Genomic DNA, 15,128 nt, shown 5'->3' with positions numbered 1-15,128 from the left:
CGGCGTGCGCGCGAACCGGTTCACGGCGGCGCGCGTCGACGACGTCACGGGACGCGTGCGACCGGCCCGCCGCAACGGCGCGTCGAGCGTTCGGACACATTCCGTAGGATGCAGCACCCCGTCCGCGCGACACCGGATATTCGCGAAAAAGACCGCGCACGCCATGGGCCCTGACGTTAGATGATCACGGTCCGCCACGCGAACTCACCCCCTGCGCCCCGGCCCCCTGGTCACACGCTGGTCGCACGCGCCGTCCAGGCCCGGACGGCGCGTGTGACCGGGGGGCCGGGCCTCTCCGCGCACGGTGTTCACCGGCGGTTCCACGGGTGTTCACCTGCGGGAGGCCGGTGCCGCGGACCGCCGCGAACCGGGCGCTTCCGGCGATAAGGACGGGGACTAGAGTGTGCGCGTTCGTCCGCTCGTCGATGGAGTGTCCCGATGCGACCGTGGGTGCCGTGGGCCGGTGCGGCCATGGCCGCCGCCGTGGTCGCGGCGGCCGTGGCGGGTGGCGAGGGCCTGCTGTCCGGCGGCGGGACGCACGCGTCCGCGACGGTCCTGGAGGCGTCGATCGGACGCTGCGGGACCGGCTGGACCCACGCCCGTCCGGGCGCGCAGACGCTGCTCGTCCGGAACACCGGGAACGCGATCGCCGAGGTCAGGCTCGTGGACCGGGCGGGCGCCGTGCACGCCGAACTCGAGGGGCTCGGCCCGGGGGTGACGCGGCCGATGCGGGTGACGCTCGGCGCGGGCGAGTACGCGCTGCGCTGCTCGGACGACAGCGCGGGCGACCCGCGCACCGGGACGTTCGTGCGGATCACGGGCGGCGGGCCGGGCGGTCCGGCCGTCCCGGCGGTGAGCACGAGCGACCTCGCGGGCGCCGTGTCGGCGTACTGGACGAAGGTGACCGCGGGCGTCGGGCGGCTCGCCGGGCTCACGGACGCGCTCCGGTCGGCCGTCGCGTCCGGCGACGCCGGCGAGGCGCGCCGCGCGTGGCTGCCCGCGCATCTCGCCTACGAACGCCTGGGCGCCGCGTACGGGACGTTCGGCGACTTCGACGGCAAGATCAACGGGCGTCCGGAGGGGCTGCCCGGCGGCGTCCACGACCCGGGCTGGACGGGCTTCCACCGGCTCGAGTACGGGCTGTGGCACGGCGAGGACACGTCCTCGCTCGGACGCGTCGCCGACCGGCTCGACAAGGACGTCCGCGACCTGCGCGCCGATCTGCCGCAGCAGCGCATCGACCCGGCCGACCTCCCCCTGCGCGCGCACGAGATCCTTGAGGGGACGCTGCGCTTCGAGCTGACCGGCGAGGCCGACCAGGGCAGCGGCACCTCGCTGGCGACGGCGGCGGCGAACGTCGAGGGGACGCGGCTGGTGCTCGACGCGCTGCGTCCCGTCCTGCGGTCGCGCTACGCGGCGCTGCCCGAGACGGACGCCTGGCTCGCGCGCCTGGACGCGCGGCTCAAGGGGCGCACGGCGCTGTCGGAGCTGTCCGCGTCCGAGCGCCGCCGCCTGGACGGCACGACCGGGCAGGCGCTCGAACTGCTGGCCCCGGTCGCCGAGATCCTCGCGCCCCGCCGCACGTCATGACCCTTCGCATCGTGTCCCACCGTGTCCCATCGCGTTCCACCGTGCCGTCCGCAGTGCGCCCAGGAGGGTGACGTGACCGATCGCCGATCGTTTCTGCGCGGGGCGTTCGCCGCCGGGGTGGGCGGCGTCGCCACCGCCTCCGTCTCCGGAGCCGCCGCGTCCGTGTCCGGAGCCGCCGCGTCCGAGGCGGGGGACGCGGAGCGGCCGCTGCGCGGGTTCCACGGCGTCCACCAGGCGGGCGTCGAGGAGGCGCCGCTGCCCCGGACGTCCGTCGTCGCGTTCGACGTGATCGCGGAGAACCGGCGCGAGCTGGCCGACCTGATGCGGGCGATCACCGACCGGGCGCGCGTCCTCACCGCCGGGGGCGTCCCGGACGGCGCGGGCATCACCGCGCCGCCCGCCGACTCCGGCGTGCTCGGACCGGACGTCCCGGGCGGGAGACTGCTGGTCACCGCGGGTGTCGGGGCGTCGCTGTTCGACGGGCGGTTCGGGCTCGCGTCCCGGCGTCCGGCGGGGCTGACCACGATGCCGACCTTCCCGAACGACGCGCTCGACCCGGCGTGGTGCCACGGCGACCTCAGCCTCCAGCTGTCCGCGCGCGACGAGGACACGGTCGTCCACGCGCTGCGCGACATCGCCCGGCACACCCGCGGCGCGGCGCAGATCCGCTGGCGGATGGACGGGTTCGTCAGCCCGCCGCGCCCGTCCGGCACGCCGCGCAACCTGCTCGGCTTCCGCGACGGCACCGCCAACCCCGCGCCCGCCGACCTCGGGCGCCTCGTCTGGAACGCCGACGGCGGCACGTTCCTGGTCGTCCGGCTGATCCGGATGCTGGTCGAGTTCTGGGACCGCGTCGGCATCACCGAGCAGGAGCAGATCATCGGCCGCGCCCGCGACACCGGCGCTCCCCTGGACGGCGACGGCGAGTTCGACCCGCCGAGGTTCGCCGCCGACCCCATCGGCAAGATCATCCCGCTGACCAGCCACATCCGGCTCGCGAACCCGCGCACCGCGCAGACGGAGGGAAGCCGGATCCTGCGCCGCGGCTTCAACTACGACCGCGGAGTGGACGCGGTGGGCGACCTCGACATGGGCCTCGTCTTCACCTGCTACCAGCGCGACATCGCGTCGCAGTTCGAGGCCGTCCAGCATCGGCTGAAAGACGAGCCCCTCGTCGACTACGTCCGCCCGTTCGGCGGCGGATACTTCCTCGTCCTTCCCGGAGCGCGCGATGACCGGGACTTTCTCGGCCGCGCTCTGCTGGCCTGACCGCCGCGCCGGAAAGGATGAGTAGAACGCTTGCCTAATTAACCGTCCGCTAACCTTTCTCCTCTGATCGCCTTCTCGCTTTCCGCCGGTCACCTTCGCGTTACCTGGGGCCCTTGAGTTCGTCGCCCCGCGCTGGTTGGGTACGGCCCGGAGATCAAATCCGGCGACCGGTTCCGACCCTCCCCTGCAAAGGTCGGCGGCCGTGACCCGTTCAGGAGGAAGAATGACCCCCGGCAACTGGACCAGGCGGCGCACCGCCACCGCGGTCGCCGCGGGCGCGATCGCGCTCGCCGCCGCCGCGGCCTGCGGCACGACCTCGGTGCACGGCACGTCCCTGGCGGCGGCCGAGACGTTCACCGACGCGTCCCGGGCCCACACCGCGACGCCCGTCAAGCACGTGGTCGTGCTGTTCGACGAGAACAACTCGTTCGACCACTACTTCGGCACCTACCCGAAGGCCGCGAACACCGACGGCACGAGGTTCAAGGCGGCGAAGAAGACGCCGCGCGTGAACGGCCTGACGAAGAACCTGCTCACGCACAACCCGAACCAGTACAACCCCAAGCGGCTGACGCCGAAGCAGGCGCTCACCTGCGACCAGGACCACACCTACGGCAGTGAGCAGAAGGCGCTCGACGGCGGGCGGATGGACAAGTTCGTCCAGTCCACCGAGAAGGACAAGTGCACAGGTCAGCCGGTCATCTTCGGTGAGCCCGGCCTGGTCATGGACTATTACGACGGCAACACCGTCACCGCGCTGTGGAACTACGCGCAGCACTACTCCATGAGCGACAACTCGTGGGACACGGTCTTCGGCCCGTCCTCGCCGGGTGCCGTCAACCTGGTCTCCGGGCAGACCCACGGCATCTACGCCGTGGACAGCAAGACCCATGCGAAGGTCACCGACCCCTACGTCGTCCAGTCCCCGGACAAGAACGGCGTCGGGACGATGATCAACGACCCGCAGCCCGCGTTCGACGACTGCTCGGCCAAGAACCACACCGCGGCCAACAACCTGGGCGTGCTCACCGGCCCCAACGTCGGCGACCTGCTGAACAGGAAGAAGGTCACCTGGGGCTGGTTCCAGGGCGGGTTCAAGCCGACCGGCAAGAACGGCTCCTACGCGGCCTGCGACGCGAGCCACCCGAACGTCGGCGGCATCGCGTCCACCGACTACATCCCGCACCACGAGCCGTTCCAGTACTACAAGTCGACGGCGAACGAGAAGCACCTGCCGCCGACCTCGGTCGCCAAGATCGGCCACCAGGACCAGGCGAACCACCAGTACGACCTCACCGACTTCGACGCCACGCTCAAGGCGGGCAACCTGCCCGCGGTCAGCTTCGTCAAGGCCGGCGCCTACCAGGACGGCCACGCGGGCTACTCCGACCCGCTGGACGAGCAGAAGTTCCTGGTGAAGTACATCAACGCCGTCCAGAAGTCGAAGTTCTGGAAGGACACCGCGATCGTCGTCGCCTATGACGACTCCGACGGCTGGTACGACCACCAGAAGCCGCGCGTCCTGAACGGCTCCACCGACTCCGCCGCCGACTCCTCCACGGTGTGCGGCAAGGCCGCCGTCGCCGGCGGGTACCAGGACCGCTGCGGACCCTCCCAGCGCCTCCCGCTGCTGGTCATCTCGCCGTTCAGCAAGGTCAACCACGTCGACCACGGCTACAGCGAGCAGACCTCGGTGCTCCGCTTCATCGAGGACAACTGGAAGCTCGGCCGCATCGGCGACCACTCCTTCGACACGCGGTCGGCGGGCCTGAACGGCCTGTTCGACTTCCGCCACCCGAAGGCCGGAAGGCTGATCCTCGACCCGGCCACGGGCGCCCGCGCCTGACCCATCGCTCCCAGCGGCCACGAAACGCCGCCCTCGCCGTCCGCCCCCGCCGTCCGCCTCCCCGGACGCCGGGGGCGGTCGCCTTTCGGAAGGGCCTTCCCGTCTGGTAGTTCCAAGGGGTATGCGCTGGTTCTCCCTCCGTGCCGTGGCCGCCGCTTCGGTCGTCCTCGGCGTTTCCCTGCCGGCCGCGGCCGTGGCCGCGACCCCGTCGTCCCCGGAGCACATCCGTTCGTACGCGGTCACCTTGGAACTCGGGGCGGACGGGCTGCTGCGCGTCCACGAGGACATCGGGTACGACTTCGGTGACGCGTCCGGGCGGCATGGCATCGAGCGGGACATCCCCACGGACCGGGTGGCGATCGGTGACGTGCGGGTCTCCAGCACCGACGCGCCCGCGGTCAGCCAGATCACGAAGAAGAAGCACGAGCTGGACGTCCGGATCGGGGACGCGGCGACGGCGGTGACCGGGCTGCGGCACTACGCGATCGACTACGACGTCCGGCACGTCGTGGCGTCGGACACGCTGGACTGGAACGCGATCGGCACCGAATGGCCCGTCCCGATCGATGTGGCGACGGTCGTGCTCAAGGGACCGGCCGCGTTCCGGTCGCTTGCCTGCGAGGCGCGAACGGCGCATGCGACCAGCCCGTGCAAGGGCGTCTGGAACACCGGGGGCGGGAACGCGGCGTTCGGGCAGAACCTGAGCGCGGGGCAGGGCCTCACCATCAAGGCGAAGTTCCCGTCCGGGGCGGTGCGGAACCAGCGTTCCGGCGGGTCCGTGCTGAAGGTCGGCACCCCGGGGCTGGTGGCGCTGGGTGTGGCGGTGTTGTTCGTGCTCTGCGGGGTCGGGCTGCGATGGTACGACCAGTGGCGGCGCAAGCGGCTCCCCTCATGGATGACCCGCGCCGACGTGCCGCCCGCCGAGGTCGGCGGCATCCCGAACGGCGTGGAGCCGTGGGATCCGCTCGCCGTCGTCGCGCTCGACCTGGCCGCGCGGGGGCATGTGCGCGTCGCCGACAACGGACGGCGGATCACGCTCACCCGCGTCCCCGGCGCCACCGATCCGGTCCAGAGCGACTATGAGCGGGCCTTCCTGGAGTCCCTCTTCACGGATGGGGACACGGCCGAGGCCGGGCCGTCCACGCGGACGTGGCTGAAGCCGGTCGAGGACCAGATCATCGCGGCGAGCCGCCTCCGCGGACGCCCCTACCACCGCGCCTGGATGGACCGCGTCGGACGCGCGCTGCTCCCCGCGTCCTGGATCGCGGGAGTCGCCGGACTCGTCGTGACCCTCGCAGGGCTCTGGGCGGACGGCGGCATCGGCGACGTGACGGCGATCGGCGCGGCACTGGTCGTCCTCGCCGCCGCGTTCGGCCGCCTCCGTCCGAGGAGCAGCGTCACGCGGAAGGGCCAGGACCTGAGCGTCACCTACCAGCGCTTCGTCCTCGCGCTGTGGGACAGGCGCGACGAGGACGACGCCGAAGCCGACCTTCCGTACATCGCCGCGACCGAGCAGAGCGCGTGGACGAACGCGTTCCACGAGAGCCACGCGCCGGACGGCACGCTGCCGTCCTGGTACTCCTACACCGGTGGCCCGGCCAAGGCCCAGGCCCGTTTCACCGCCCTTCTCACGATGTTCGCGGGCAAGGGAAGGCCGTACGTGGCGCCCGCCCGCGTGCGTCCGCGCTCGTCGTCCGGGGTGCGCCGTTCGTCCGGTGGCCGGTTCGCCCACGGCCACGGGTACGGCGACAGCGGCGGGTTCGGCGGTGGCGGCCACGGGGGAGGCGGCCACGGCGGGGACGGCGGCGGAGGCGGCCACTCCTGGTAGACGCCCCGGAAACAGCGAACCGGCCCGTGGCACGGATGCCTCGGGCCGGTTCGCTGAAGGGGTCAGCCGAGCTGGTTCGCGATGGCGTCGAGGCCGGCCTGCGCGATGGACTCGTCGATCGAGCCCTGCGGGGCGCCGCCGACGCCGATGCCCGCGATCGGGGAGCCGCCGGACGCGACCGGGACACCGCCCGCGAGGAACAGCGTCCCCGGGATGTCCTTCACCGAGGGGCCGTTGCCGGTGGCGTTCTGGGTCAGCTTGGAGGTCGGCTGGCCCCACGCGACGGCGGTGTAGGCCTTGCGCTTGGCGGACTCGACGGTCTGCGGGCCCGCGCCGTCGCCCTTGACGACCAGCTTGAGGTCGCCGGACCGGTCCACGATCACGACGGCGACGCGCTGGTGCTGCCTGGCGGCCTCCTTCTGCGCGGCGTCGGCGGCCTTCATCGCGGCGTCCGCGGTGAGGACGCGGGTCTGGGCGACGGCCTGGGCGCCCTTCGCGGCGGCGGGCGCGGCGGGGGCGGCCGGGGCGGCGTTCGCGGTCGCCGCGCCCATCGCCACGGCGCCGCCCACCAGGGCCACGCCCGCCGTCATGCCGACCAGGGTCTTGATGTTCTTCATGCTGGTGGTCCTTTCCGTTGTGCGATGTCTCCAGCCTGGCCGCCGGGTTTCCTCCCGCCATCGCAAGGACGGTGGGGACCGGCATCAACCGAACGATGGATGCCCCGGAGGCCCACCCCCGCCGCCGCTCCGAGTACCGTCGGTGATCAGGGAAGGAGAGGCCTGTGACCAGCGCGAATGCCGGAACGACGGCCGCCGCCGCGCGCATCGCGCGGACGCGGATCGACCTGGCCATGCACGTGGCGTTCTTCCTGCTGCTGGCCTCGTCCGCGTCCCGGTTCGCCGTCCGGCACGGGCTGGAGGAGTCCGCCTGGCCCAAGTTCGCGCTCTGCGGCCTGCTCGCGCTCCTCTACGTCGCCGGGACGGTCCTGTGGGACCGGCTCGGCCACCGGGGCCTGCTCGCCTGGCTGGTCGTCGTCATGATCGTCTGGCTGTCGCTGGTGCTGATCGCGCCGAGCTTCGCCTGGTGCGCGCCGCCCCTGTACTTCGCCGCGCTGCGGCTGCTCACCCGCCCGGCGGCCGTCCTCGGCGCGGTCGTCGTGACCGCCGCCGTGGTGTTCGCGCAGCTCAGGCTGACCGCGACGTTCGACCTCAGCCTGGTGCTCGCGCCGGTCGCGGTGTCCGGGATGATCCTGGTGATCTTCCTGGAGTTCGACCGGCTGGCGGACGCGCTGGCCGCGACCCAGCGCACCGCCGGGATCCTCGGCGAGCGGCAAAGGCTGTCCCGGGAGATCCACGACACCCTCGCGCAGGGCCTGACCAGCATGGGCATGCTGCTCCAGGCCGCCGACCGGTCGTTCGGCACCGACCCGGCGGAGGCCCGCGCCCTGGTCCGGCGGGCCGCGGACGAGGCGGCCGCGAACCTGGACGAGGCGCGCCGGTTCGTCCGCGCGCTGGCGCCGTCCGACCTGGCCGCCGGGTCGCTGCCGCACGCGCTGCGCTCGCTCGCCGACCGGGAGGGCGCGGCCCTGCGCGTCGAGGGGGAGGAGTACCCGCTGACGCCCGAGGAGCAGGCCGCCCTGCACCGCGTGGCGCAGGGTGCGCTCGCCAACGCCCGCGAGCACGCCGCCGCCGCGCACATCGTGATCACCCTGTCCTACCTGGACGACGAGGTCGCGCTGGACGTCGCCGACGACGGCTGCGGCTTCGACCCCGCCGCGCCCCGCCCCGGTGGGGCGGGCCGGGGCTACGGCCTGCCCGGCATGCGCGACCGTGTCGCGGGGGTCGGCGGAACCCTGGTCGTCGAGAGCGAACCGGGCGAGGGCACCGTCGTCGCCGCCCGCCTTCCGAGGAGCCGCCCATGAGCACGGCCGACGCCCCGATCCGCCTCCTGATCGCCGACGACCACCCGGTGGTCCGCGCGGGCCTGCGCGCCCTGCTCGCCGGGGAGGACGACCTGGAGGTCGCCGGCGAGGCCGGGACGGGCGAGGAGGCCGTCCGGCAGGCGGGCCTGCTCCGCCCCGACCTCGTCCTGATGGACCTGCGGCTCGGCGAGGGCATCGACGGCGTCGAGGCCACCCGCCGCGTCCTCGCCCTCCCGGACCCGCCGCGCGTGCTCGTCCTGACCACCTACGACTCCGACGCCGACATCTCCCGGGCGCTGGACGTCGGCGCGTCCGGCTACCTGCTCAAGGCGGGCCCGCCGGACGAGCTGTTCCAGGGCGTCCGGACGGCCGCCCGCGGCGAGACCGCGCTGTCCCCGGCCGTCGCGACCCGCCTGGTCAACCGCGTCCGGGACCCGGCCCCGGCGCTCAGCCCGCGCGAGGTCGAGATCCTCGAGCACCTCGCGCGGGGCCTGTCCAACCGGCAGATCGCGCGCGCCCTGTTCATCAGCGAGGCGACGGTGAAGACGCACCTCGTGCACGTCTTCGCCAAGCTGGGCGTCGACTCCCGCACGGCCGCCGTCCGGGCCGCCGCCGACCGGCGCCTCATCCGCCTCGCCGAGTGAGGGTCAGAGCGGGAACGGCCCGCCGTCCATCCAGCGGGCCAGGTCGTCGCGTCCGACGAGGAACAGGCGGCCCGGTTCCGCCTTCCCCGCCTCCTCCCGCGCCTGCGCCGTGAACGTGTTGTTGGTGACCAGCACGCCGACGCGGCCCGCGTAGCTGGAGTGCACCGCGCCGATCAGGTTCCGGACGCGGTCCGCGCCCACCGGCTTCGCCTGCCGCTTGCACTGGACGGCCAGCTCCCGCCCGTCCGGGGCGGTGGCGAGCACGTCGATGCCCCGGTCCCGCGACCGTCCGACGACCGCGACGTCCAGGAACCCGTCGCGTTCGAGGAGGCGCGCGGTGAGGTCCTCGAACGCGTCTCCGCTCATGACGTCCACCTGCTCGAGATGGGCGAGCTCGCGCAGCTCGGCCTCACGCGCCCGCAGCTCCGCCTCATGCGCCCGCGCGATCTCCCGCCGATGCCGGACGTACAGCCCGACCCCACCGGCGACGAGCCCGCCGACGAACAGGACGGAGAGGATCTGCTCCCAGTAGAACCACAGCAGGACCATCGCGAGGAGCCCGCCGGCCAGCCCGGCGACGGCGGACCCGACGCGTCCCGGCGGACGGCGGGCGGACGGGGTGTCGGCGGGGAGCGGCGCGTCCATCGGCGACCTCCGGGGGAGTCGAGGCACTGCCGTCACCCTGACACGGATCCCTGACGAACTCCGTGCCCCGTACGCCACAAAGATCCCGGCCCCCTGACCGCAACCGGTCAGGGGGCCGAGGGGTGCCCGGGTGGTCCCGGGGTGGTCCCGGCGCGGAGCTGGGAGGTTCCGCGCCGGGACCGGGGAGGGGGCGGGGTCAGGAGTGGGCGGCGAGCGCCGGGAGCAGGGCCGCGGCGTTCGGGGTGCCGAGGCCGGTGACCGGGTCCCAGCCCTTGGTGGCCGCGAAGCCCGGGATGGTCGGGAAGTCCGGGTTGGAGTTGTTGCCCGTCGTCACGTCGTAGAAGTACGCGCCGTAGTCGGGGCCGTTGGCCAGGTCGTAGAGCGACTGGTTGATCTGGCCCAGCGGGTGGCCGGCGATCTGCGCGGTGATGGCGACCAGGCCCGCCCACTGCGGGGTGGACGCCGAGGTGCCGCCGACGACGTACCAGCCGGAGCTGCACGGGTCGCCGCTCGGGCACTTGACGCCGGTCGCGCCGGGCGCGGTGTCCCGGACGAGGACGCCGGTCGCCGAGCTGGCCTGCGACGCGATGTCCGGCACGCCGCGCATGGATCCGATCGGGGTCGACCCGGCGGGCAGCGTGTTCTGGTACGCGGGCTTGCTGAAGACGTGGCTGAAACCGCCGCCGGCGAACGTCCAGGCGACCTCGCGCTGACCCGGGAAGGTCGAGCACGCGGCCGGGGCGCTGCTGTTGTCGACGTGCGTGCCGGTCGCGCCGTCCAGGCACAGGAAGGTGCCGCCGACGCTGGTGACCAGCGGGTCGGACGCGGGCCAGCCGACGGACGCCTGCGGGATCGCGGCCGGGTTCTTCACCGGGGCCTTGAAGTCGTTCTCGCTGCCGCCGTCACCGGAGCTGGCGAGGACCGTGACGCCCTTGGACGCGGCCGACTGGAACGCGTGCCGCAGGTTCTGCAGCACCGCGGTCGAGTGGAACGCCTCCTCGCCGGAGCCGAAGCTCTGCGAGATGACGTCGGCCATGCCGTCGTCGACGACCTTCTGCTCCAGGTTCATCAGCTGCGGGAAGCCCTGGGTGCCGAGGGTCTCGGCGGTCGAGGAGGAGACCAGCACGATGTTCGCGCCGGGGGCCATGGCGTGCGCCATGTCCAGGTCGAGCGCGACCTCCAGCGCCCAGCCGTTGCTGTCCTCCTGGCCGGTGCCGTTGCTGCCGGGCGGCGGCTCGTTCACGGGCCGGTTGCCCTGCTTGAGCCGGGTGAAGGTCGGCATGCCCGGCTTGCAGGCGACGTCCGGCATGCCGCACATCAGCGGCAGGCCGAACTGCTGGCTGTAGATCTTGAGGTCGGCCTCGGCCTGGTCGTAGCCGAACGAGTCGACGATGGCGATCGTCCGGCCGCGTCCGTCCTGGCCCTTGGCGTGCAGCGGGCCGACGTTGTAGGCGTTCTGGAGGGCCTGCGGCGTGAAGCAGCGGCGGCCGACCGACGCGCAGTCGCCCTGGGTGGGCGGCGTCACGGACGCGCCCAGGTAGGAGAAGTCCGTCGCGTGCGGACGCGGCGCCGGAAGGGCGTCGCCGTCGCCGGACGAGGCGGCCACCGGAAGGGCGGCCAGGGTGGCCCCGGCGAGCGCGACGGCCGCGAGCCAGACGGGCGCGCGGTGCCCGTGAGCGGTGTGGAGCAGGGACAAGGGGACTCCCGGCACGAAGGGACTCCGCGCGGCGGTCGTCGCGCGGACGGTGTCCCCGGGGCCGCTCCGGTCCGCGCACCGCCCAGTGCGGAGGACCAGCGTGCACCGCAGATGCATCTAAGACCTCCAAGATCACGCCGTCAAGAGGGGACACTTCGGCCGATTCCGGTCAGGGCTCGTCCGGCCCGACCAGGCCGGTTCCGATGTCAGAAGAACATTTCTGTCTATTGAAGCGGGACGCGCCGCCGCGATGTCCTTGTCGCGGGGCGGATCCGCGGTCTACGGTCCGGGTGATCACTCAGCGGGACACATCCGGGAGCCGCCATGCGCCGCCGCAGGACGCCGTCACTCGCCACCGCCGCACTCCTCACCGCCGTCGCGCTGACCGCGCCGTCCACCACCGCGCACGCCGCCACGAACGCCGCCACGAACGCGGCCACGAACGCCGCCGCGAACGCGGCCACGGCGAAGGCCGCGCGCGCCGCCCGGCCTGGCCCGCCCGCGGTGCCGGACATCATGTCGGTGCTGCCGGGCTTCGATCCGCTCAAGCCGTCGTCCAGGCCGGCCGGGCTGGTGGACGCGCAGCGCGACCTGCACGTCACCTACACCTCCGGCGGCGCGACGAAGACGCTGAACGACTACCTGGCCGGATCCGGCACGCAGGGCTTCCTCGTCCTCGACGGGAACAAGATCGTCACCGAGTGGTACGCGCCCGGGTTCGGCAAGGACAGCCGCTTCCAGTCCTGGTCGATGGCCAAGTCGTTCACCGGCGACGCGGTCGGCATCGCCCTCGCCGAGGGCAGGATCCACTCCCTCGACGACACGGTCGCCCGGTACATCCCCGAGCTGGCGAACGCCGACTACGGCAAGGTCACCCTCTACAACCTGCTGCGCATGTCGTCCGGCATCGCCTGGGACGAGACGACCGACGACATCACCATGCACCCCGCGTTCAGCCTCGGCCTCAGCACGCCCGTCCAGTGGGCCGCCGGACGCCACACCGCCTCGCCGCAGGGCGGCAAGTTCAACTACACGAGCCTCAACAGCGCGCTGCTCGCCCAGGTCGTCGCGAACGCGTACGGGATGCCGTTCACGCGGTTCCTGCAGAAGCGCATCTGGGAGCCGACCGGCATGGCCGACACCGACTACGTCGGCACGGACTCCCACGGGCACGCCCTCGGCTACTGCTGCATCTACGCCACCGACCGCGACTTCGCCCGCTTCGGGAAGATGATGCTGGACGGCGGACGCGTCGCCGGACGCCGTGTCGTCCCGGCGTCCTGGGTCGAGCGGGTGCACACGCCGTCCGGGGTCAGCCCGTCCTACGGCCTCCACTGGTGGATCGACGGGACCGACGGCTACTACGCGAGCGGCCTCGGCGGCCAGCTCATCTACGTGGACCCGGCCCGCAAGGTCGTGATCGTCCGGTCGACGTTCTACTCGTTCAACGACGGCGACACCCTCGCCGCCCTCCACGCCGTCGCCAAGGCCGTGGCCGCCCAACGCGGCTGACCCCGACGACCAGGCGGAACGACCCGGCCCGGCTGACCCCGACGGCCGGGCGGACGGCTGATCGTGGAGGTCAGGAGGCCAGGAGGGCGGACGGTCAGGAGGGCGGACGGCGGCGGCGTCGGTGCTCGGCGGTGATGATGCCGAGGTCGCGCAGGCGAGGCGCGGGACCCTCGCGGCCCTCGCGTGTCCACATGCTGTGGACGGTCGTCAGCACCACGTGCCGGGCGGCGTAGAAGAGCAGCCCGGCGAGCGGCAGTTCGCCGAGCAGCGCGGTCACGACGCTCAGCGTGAAGTCGCCCGATCCCCACGACAGCGTCATGTCGAACCACGCGTCGCAGACCAGGAGGGTGCCGCACACGATCTGGCCGAGGACGACGACCTGGAGCCTGCGCCACGCGGCGAACGCCGTCGCGGCGAGCGCGAGGGTCAGGCCGACGTCGAAGCCGGTCCAGGCGACGCGCCACTGCCCGCCCGTGGAGTGGTCGGGGAGCGTGAAGCCCAGCATCACCGTCCAGGGGACGAGCCAGACGCAGCACGCGGTGAGCATGGCGAGGCCGAGCCGCCGCCGCAGCCGCAGGTGCGGGGCGGCGAGGGGGTCGTCGTCGGCCAGCCGGATCAGTTCCCGCAGCAGTTCGGCGCGCTCGGCGGGGGGCAGCCGGCGCAGGTCGTCTGAGCTGAGCACGCTCACATGGTGCACGCTCCGAAGCAAGGGGGGAATCCCTAGCGCTTGCTCAAGCGAGCAACTTTGGCGGCTCGTCACAGCCGTCCGTGTGCCCGGCTGGCGACGAGTGACAGAAGTAGAGAAATGCCGGGTTTTGGGCTATTCGTACCGGGTCTTCCCGTGTGATTCTCCGGGCGGCGCGTCTCCCATGCGCGCCGACCTTGTCCCCCCGCTACAGGAGGAGAGCCCCATGCGGCGACCCCCACTGCGGTACGCGATGACCGGGATGATCCTGGCCGCGGCGTCCGTGCTCAGCACCCCGTTCGGAACGGCCTCCGCGAGTCCGGCCGTCCCGGCCGCCCCCGCCGGGACGCACCACGCGTGCGCCACCGCCCGCGCCGGCCAGGCGCACTGCCACGCGATCGTCCGGAACGACGTGGCCGTCTCCGAGCAGACCCTGAAGGCCAAGCTCGCGGCCCCCAGCGGTCTCAGCCCCGCCAACCTGCAGAGCGCGTACAAGCTCCCGTCCTCCACGGCCGGCTCGGGTCAGACCGTCGCGATCGTCGACGCCTACAACGACCCGACGGCCGAGGCGGACATGAACGTCTACCGGGCGCAGTACGGCCTGCCCCTCTGCACCAGCAGCAGCGGCTGCTTCAAGAAGGTCGACCAGAACGGCGGCAACAACCTGCCCGCCACCGACGGCGGCTGGGCGCAGGAGATCTCGCTCGACCTGGACATGGTCTCCGCGGTCTGCCCGAACTGCAAGATCGTGCTGGTCGAGGCCTCGTCCGCGTCGTTCGCCAACCTCGGCACCGCCGAGAACACCGGGGCCAAGCTCGCGAACGTCGTGAGCAACAGCTACGGCGGCTCGGACGCGTCGGACTCGTCCTACGGCAAGTACTACAACCACCCGGGCATCGCGATCACCGTGAGCTCCGGTGACGCCGGCTACGGCGTCGAGTACCCGGCCTCGTCCCACTACGTGACGGCGGTCGGCGGCACCTCGCTCAGCACCAGCGGCAACGCGCGCGGCTGGACGGAGTCCGCGTGGAACGGCGCGGGCAGCGGCTGCTCGTCCTACAACACGCAGCTGACCGGCCAGGCGAGCGTGGGCACCGGCTGCTCCCGCCGCGCCGTCGCCGACGTCTCCGCGGTCGCCGACCCGTCGACCGGCGTCGCCGTCTACGACAGCACCGCCTACCAGGGCCAGTCCGGCTGGATGGTCTTCGGCGGCACCAGCGTGTCGGCCCCGATCATCGCGGCCGTCTACGGCCTGGCGGGCAACGCGGCCTCCGTCGACAACAACTACCCGTACTCGCACACCTCGTCGCTGTTCGACGTGACGAGCGGCAGCAACGGGTCCTGCTCGCCGTCGCAGCTGTGCACCGCCCGCGTCGGGTGGGACGGCCCGACCGGGCTCGGCACCCCGAACGGCACCGGCGCCTTCTGATCCCCTGATCAGAGCCTGAGCCGCACGGCGGCCGGACCTCCAACCCCCGGGGCCCGGCCGCCG

The 15,128-nt window shown here is 72.9% G+C and carries 12 protein-coding genes; 8 read left to right on the top strand and 4 right to left on the bottom strand.

Going from position 1 to position 15,128, the window contains the following annotated elements; all coding sequences use genetic code 11:
- Positions 1-438: 438 nt before the first annotated feature.
- The 4 genes from EBO15_RS06270 (at position 439) to EBO15_RS44055 (ending at position 6,533) form a co-directional block, all read left to right on the top strand.
- A complete protein-coding gene (locus EBO15_RS06270) occupies positions 439-1,590 on the top strand; it encodes an EfeM/EfeO family lipoprotein (RefSeq protein ID WP_122193345.1) in 1,152 nt (383 codons plus the stop codon).
- 72 nt (positions 1,591-1,662) lie between these two features.
- Entirely contained in the window at positions 1,663-2,859 is a 1,197-nt protein-coding gene (locus EBO15_RS06265; protein ID WP_122193344.1) for a Dyp-type peroxidase, read from the top strand.
- A 223-nt stretch (positions 2,860-3,082) separates the two neighbouring features.
- Positions 3,083-4,705, top strand: a complete 1,623-nt coding sequence (locus EBO15_RS06260) for a phospholipase C (protein WP_122193343.1) — start codon at positions 3,083-3,085, stop codon at positions 4,703-4,705.
- 145 nt (positions 4,706-4,850) lie between these two features.
- Positions 4,851-6,533: a DUF2207 domain-containing protein gene (locus tag EBO15_RS44055; protein ID WP_158628142.1), complete on the top strand. Its 1,683-nt coding sequence runs from the start codon at positions 4,851-4,853 to the stop codon at positions 6,531-6,533.
- 62 nt (positions 6,534-6,595) lie between these two features.
- Here the strand turns inward: EBO15_RS44055 and EBO15_RS06250 are convergent, their stop codons facing one another.
- On the bottom strand, positions 6,596-7,150 hold the full coding sequence (locus tag EBO15_RS06250; protein ID WP_122193342.1) for a GlcG/HbpS family heme-binding protein: 555 nt from the start codon (positions 7,148-7,150) through the stop codon (positions 6,596-6,598).
- A 164-nt stretch (positions 7,151-7,314) separates the two neighbouring features.
- On the opposite strand from EBO15_RS06250, the gene EBO15_RS06245 reads away from it, so the two are divergent.
- Both EBO15_RS06245 and EBO15_RS06240 read left to right on the top strand, forming a co-directional pair.
- Positions 7,315-8,454, top strand: a complete 1,140-nt coding sequence (locus EBO15_RS06245) for a sensor histidine kinase (protein ID WP_199744358.1) — start codon at positions 7,315-7,317, stop codon at positions 8,452-8,454.
- Positions 8,451-9,098 carry a response regulator gene (locus EBO15_RS06240; RefSeq protein WP_122193341.1) on the top strand — a complete coding sequence of 216 codons (648 nt, stop codon included), beginning with the start codon at positions 8,451-8,453 and terminating at the stop codon, positions 9,096-9,098. Before EBO15_RS06245 ends, EBO15_RS06240 begins: the two co-directional genes overlap by 4 nt.
- Before the next feature lie 3 nt (positions 9,099-9,101).
- Here EBO15_RS06240 and EBO15_RS06235 read toward each other — a convergent pair whose 3' ends face one another.
- The gene (locus EBO15_RS06235; protein WP_122193340.1) at positions 9,102-9,743 is read right to left on the bottom strand and encodes a restriction endonuclease; all 642 of its coding nucleotides are present in this window, start codon (positions 9,741-9,743) and stop codon (positions 9,102-9,104) included.
- A 196-nt stretch (positions 9,744-9,939) separates the two neighbouring features.
- Positions 9,940-11,439 carry a S53 family peptidase gene (locus EBO15_RS06230; RefSeq protein ID WP_147481390.1) on the bottom strand — a complete coding sequence of 500 codons (1,500 nt, stop codon included), beginning with the start codon at positions 11,437-11,439 and terminating at the stop codon, positions 9,940-9,942.
- Between the two features lie 324 nt (positions 11,440-11,763).
- On the opposite strand from EBO15_RS06230, the gene EBO15_RS06225 reads away from it, so the two are divergent.
- On the top strand, positions 11,764-12,951 hold the full coding sequence (locus tag EBO15_RS06225) for a serine hydrolase domain-containing protein (RefSeq protein ID WP_122193338.1): 1,188 nt from the start codon (positions 11,764-11,766) through the stop codon (positions 12,949-12,951).
- A gap of 94 nt (positions 12,952-13,045) precedes the next feature.
- Here the strand turns inward: EBO15_RS06225 and EBO15_RS06220 are convergent, their stop codons facing one another.
- Positions 13,046-13,633, bottom strand: a complete 588-nt coding sequence (locus EBO15_RS06220) for a hypothetical protein (protein WP_147481389.1) — start codon at positions 13,631-13,633, stop codon at positions 13,046-13,048.
- Between the two features lie 229 nt (positions 13,634-13,862).
- Between EBO15_RS06220 and EBO15_RS06215 the strand changes: the two genes are divergently transcribed.
- Entirely contained in the window at positions 13,863-15,065 is a 1,203-nt protein-coding gene (locus EBO15_RS06215) for a S53 family peptidase (protein ID WP_199744357.1), read from the top strand.
- The last annotated feature ends 63 nt before the right edge of the window (positions 15,066-15,128 follow it).

The organism is Actinomadura harenae (assembly GCF_003696215.1).
GTDB classification, from domain to species: domain Bacteria; phylum Actinomycetota; class Actinomycetes; order Streptosporangiales; family Streptosporangiaceae; genus Spirillospora; species Spirillospora harenae.
This window is presented reverse-complemented; position numbering and strand designations above follow the sequence as displayed.

What these genes read in the sequence shown, in the direction of transcription:
- EBO15_RS06270 (WP_122193345.1), top strand. Translation starts at nt 439, where the DNA reads ATGCGACCGTGGGTGCCGTGGGCCGGTGCGGCCATGGCCGCCGCCGTG.
- EBO15_RS06260 (WP_122193343.1), top strand. Translation starts at nt 3,083, where the DNA reads ATGACCCCCGGCAACTGGACCAGGCGGCGCACCGCCACCGCGGTCGCC.
- EBO15_RS06250 (WP_122193342.1), bottom strand. Translation starts at nt 7,150, where the DNA reads ATGAAGAACATCAAGACCCTGGTCGGCATGACGGCGGGCGTGGCCCTG.
- EBO15_RS06240 (WP_122193341.1), top strand. Translation starts at nt 8,451, where the DNA reads ATGAGCACGGCCGACGCCCCGATCCGCCTCCTGATCGCCGACGACCAC.
- EBO15_RS06235 (WP_122193340.1), bottom strand. Translation starts at nt 9,743, where the DNA reads ATGGACGCGCCGCTCCCCGCCGACACCCCGTCCGCCCGCCGTCCGCCG.
- EBO15_RS06225 (WP_122193338.1), top strand. Translation starts at nt 11,764, where the DNA reads ATGCGCCGCCGCAGGACGCCGTCACTCGCCACCGCCGCACTCCTCACC.
- EBO15_RS06215 (WP_199744357.1), top strand. Translation starts at nt 13,863, where the DNA reads ATGCGGCGACCCCCACTGCGGTACGCGATGACCGGGATGATCCTGGCC.